Annotated in this window: 3 protein-coding genes; all 3 read right to left on the bottom strand. The window is 41.8% G+C overall.

From position 1 onward, the window contains the following. Positions 1-255: 255 nt before the first annotated feature. Genes JKY90_02495 through JKY90_02505 form a run of 3 tightly spaced genes read right to left on the bottom strand, consistent with a single transcriptional unit; the run spans position 256 to position 3,130 of the window. Positions 256-1,011 carry a hypothetical protein gene (locus JKY90_02495; protein MBL4851140.1) on the bottom strand — a complete coding sequence of 252 codons (756 nt, stop codon included), beginning with the start codon at positions 1,009-1,011 and terminating at the stop codon, positions 256-258. Beyond that, entirely contained in the window at positions 1,008-2,267 is a 1,260-nt protein-coding gene (mtnK, locus tag JKY90_02500; GenBank protein MBL4851141.1) for an S-methyl-5-thioribose kinase, read from the bottom strand. The genes JKY90_02495 and mtnK overlap by 4 nt, the downstream gene beginning before the upstream one ends. Beyond that, the gene (locus JKY90_02505) at positions 2,264-3,130 is read right to left on the bottom strand and encodes an inositol monophosphatase (protein MBL4851142.1); all 867 of its coding nucleotides are present in this window, start codon (positions 3,128-3,130) and stop codon (positions 2,264-2,266) included. The genes mtnK and JKY90_02505 overlap by 4 nt, the downstream gene beginning before the upstream one ends. Positions 3,131-3,927 lie beyond the last annotated feature (797 nt).

Here is a 3,927-nt window from a genome sequence, read left to right on the forward strand (position 1 = left end):
AAGCTTTGATTGTTGGGCATTTAGAATTTGTTAGATTGGTTTATTAAAATATAGTACACAACAACTGTTTCTCGCTAAAATGGAATTTACTTCTCGTGTGTGCCTGAAATATTCAGATTCAAGGCGAAAACCTTCGTAATAGCTGGCTATCACGAAGGTTTTCGCCCCGCAGGAAGTACCCTTGGGGTGCAACGCAGAAGCTGGATATTTTGGCCGTAAGATAACCGTCCATGAGTTAATCAGAGGCTCCCAAGCCTACTGATTCTTCGCCAATCGAGTACGTATAGCAAGATCGCTGGCTGCCTCTAAACTAGCAACGTCATTTAAATTGATATAGTGGCCAGTGAGTTCGCATAAGGAAACACTATGGCCATCTCGAATGAGCTCATCTATAAAATTTACAAATTCGATTGATGGACGACCACTGTCGTAAGCAGACTCTAGCAATTCAAAAACCGATGGCGCCAGTATAAAGTTAGCCATACCCAAAATATTGTTTGTAATATTAACCGGATTTTCTACTAAGCGAATGACGCGATTTCCGTCACACTCTACAGAAAAGTTTTTCTTAATTAATTCTGGATCATCAACTCGTTTAACTGCAATCATGGCCGCGTATTTGTCGTATGGGCACTTTGCGAAATCACGATGGTTTGTTTCCAAGTAAAACTCATCACTCATCATGACGCATGCGTGACGTCCAGCAAGATAAGGCTTTGCCAACAATACGGACCATGCCCAACCCTTATCAAGATGCTGGTTTTCCACATACGTTATTCGAACTCCGAATTCCTTACCATCGCCAAATGCGTCCCGAATCGAGTCTCCCATATAGCCAAGGGAAATCACTATTTCCTCAATGTCGAATTGGTCTCTCATAATTGAGATAAGACGCGATATATTCGACTGACCATCAATTGAAAAAATACCTTTGTGCATCTCATAGCTGTATGGTCGAGCACGAACCCCACTCCCAGCCGCTGGGATTATGCCAAGTAACGACGATGTCATTTCACTAGCTCCATAGAATTAAAATTTGTATAAAAAGACCGTACAGTCGACTCAAATTGTTCGATAGTATTAATTTTATCGTGCTTTGATAATAACAGACGAGATAGTTCTATATTCATAATTTCAAGCTTAGACCGAATATCCAGATCCTCAATATCACGAATATCGGCAACACCCGCAATTCCAAGCGTTCTTCGGGCAAGAGAACATGCACAGAACCCTATAGAGTCATGTAGAATCTTCAACATAAAGTTTTGCTTATATTCTTGCAATTCCTTATCAGTAAGAAAGCCATTCACAAGCATCGCCGACTCACCTTGCGAATCCCATAACTCTATGAAGCGAGTTTCGAACCTTTTCCATATATTGATTACTTCAACCAACAGCCAGTTCTGATAGGAATCGTCATTGCTGTGAAAAAAATGCGACGTATAACTTAAAAGAAAATTCGCAATAATTTTCCCAACATCAAAACCGAATGGGCCAAAAAACGCAAATTCCGTATCAATAACATAAGTTTCATCCGAGTTTGCCATCAAAGACCCTGTATGAAAATCGGCATGAAGAAGCGCATCCGTTTTCGTTAAGAACAAGTCTTTAAATTTCAGTACACCTAATTTGTATTCAGTATCACATCTTAAATTCGCCCTTGCGAATTCATTTGTAGCTGGGTTCGTATAGTTTGACTCATGCTCCATAAACGGGAAGGTGAAAACAAATTCCTCCGTGAGTTTGCATAGTTCATCATTGAGGGTAAATCGATCCATTAAATGACGACGTTCAATACTCCCCATACCAAGAGCGCTAGTATGAAAAAGCGTCTCAGCCAAAAAGGTGCCTATGTCATGCCCAATGTTTGGAAAAACCACCCCGCGAATCATGCTATGACGAACGACGGTATGATTATCGAGAGTCTGCATCACGAGTACACTCATCTCTTCATCAGAGTGATAAATAGTCGGCACAAATTCGGGAACTAAATCGTTGTAGGCGCGCAATGCCCGTATCTCATAAATCATTCTGTTGCGACTTAACGGCCATCCTTCCCCGGCCATTCTCAGATAGGGAACAGCCTGCTTAAGCACAACGGAGCGATGAGGAGAACCTGACCGACGTATTTTATAAACGTAATTAAGATTACCGTCACCTATCTCTTCAATATCGAGGCCTGTCCCTTTGCCAAGGACTTCAATAACTTTCGGAAGCCCATCTATATACTCAGGAATAGAGTTTTTATCTAAAACCTTATATGTCATTTACTTGCAACGAATTTTTTGTCATCAGGCAAAGCAGTGGGGCTATATTCTGGGTGACTTGGGTTTACCACTTGGGTTTTGTTTAATATGCTATCGTGAAGCTTGCCGTTGGACATACAAACATCACTCTTGCTGAGATCCCACGGGCTGCCATTGAAATCTGTAACCATTCCGCCAGCCTCTTGTACGCAAACTGCGCCAGCGGCGATATCCCAGGGCGAGATATTTAGGGTTACGAATGCGTCTACCCGGCCGGAGGCTACCGTATATGCCTCTATAGCAGCTGATCCCATCTTGCGAAAGTCTTTGATCGATTTGTTCAGTACGTAACTCATCATTGCAAAACGATCATTGTTTAAATCACCACCAGGACACCCAACGATATAACCTCCGCTAAGCTCGGCTGTGTCGGAAACATAAACCGGTCGCCCGTTTAAAGTGCAACCATGACCTTTACGTGCCACGGCAAGCTCTTCGATATAAGGAGCAAAAATTACTCCCGTAATTGGCACATTCTCATAAGCTAAACACACTGAAACGGCAAAAAATGGATTGTGATTAACATAGTTAGAGCTACCATCAAGCGGATCAATAATCCATGTATATGGACTGCCACCGTTATCAACTTGGCCAGTCTCTTCGGTGAGTATATTATGCTCAGGGTGTCGCTCAGAGATTACATCGATAATTATCTGGTCAGCCTCGTTATCGAGTGAGGACGTAATCTCCTTTGTCAAACCTCTATTTGAAACAGATAACGTATCTTCGCCATATACCTCAACATGGTGGCGTTTATATTTGCTTAACAGGTGTTTCCCTGCCAAAACTGCAACATCAACTGCTGTTTTTGTAAAAAATTCCACCGCCGTACACCTCGCAAAAAAGTTTCTGGATTAAATACTATAATCAAACACAATTGAAGTAGTCCAGCTTTTTCCTGGAAGAGTCCCTAAGAGATACACGTAGCAAAAATTCTCTATTCCGTGCCACTGCGCTTTTACGTGAACTCGGGGTATAAAAAGCCAAATACGGGGACGTTCCCCCCCCACTCTACGGCATCGTTTACCTTTTAATGATCGCTAAAATACGCCTCATCCACTTCAATTTCACCAAATAAAAAAAACATCGATTTTCTGTGAAAATTTATAAATAATCATTTTCGGTTCTACCGAAATCTGGAGCCGAAACACTTTATTTGTAGACCAGGAAATTCCACGTCCAACCCGTCCATCGCTGCAATGAAAATATCATGGCGCCTGAGAGATTTCCCCAGATGCTTTAGCGATAGTTCTTCACTAGATGTTAGCCCCAATCAATGTGGATATAGGCGCTGGAGTTATCCCCTTTTTTACTCATTGGGTGCTCCAAATTTGCTCATCTGACCAAGAATTTATTTGCGCACAAAATTACTATCCTTAGATCCACTGAACTGCTACCAAAGATATAGCGGCCTACAAAAAAGATACTTAAACCCATACCATAAAGCATCTAAAGCATATCACTTTCAACTACACTATCTTGTATTTTACATGATGAATATCGTGGAAAAATATTATTCTACGATGGGTTTATTGCTACCGGCGTATGATTCCGGGTTACAACCGTACCTGGTCGGTTCGTTGTGACGACACATCAAAACAATCAGCACGGTAGATACGCC

The organism is Gammaproteobacteria bacterium (genome assembly GCA_016765075.1).
Classification (GTDB): Bacteria; Pseudomonadota; Gammaproteobacteria.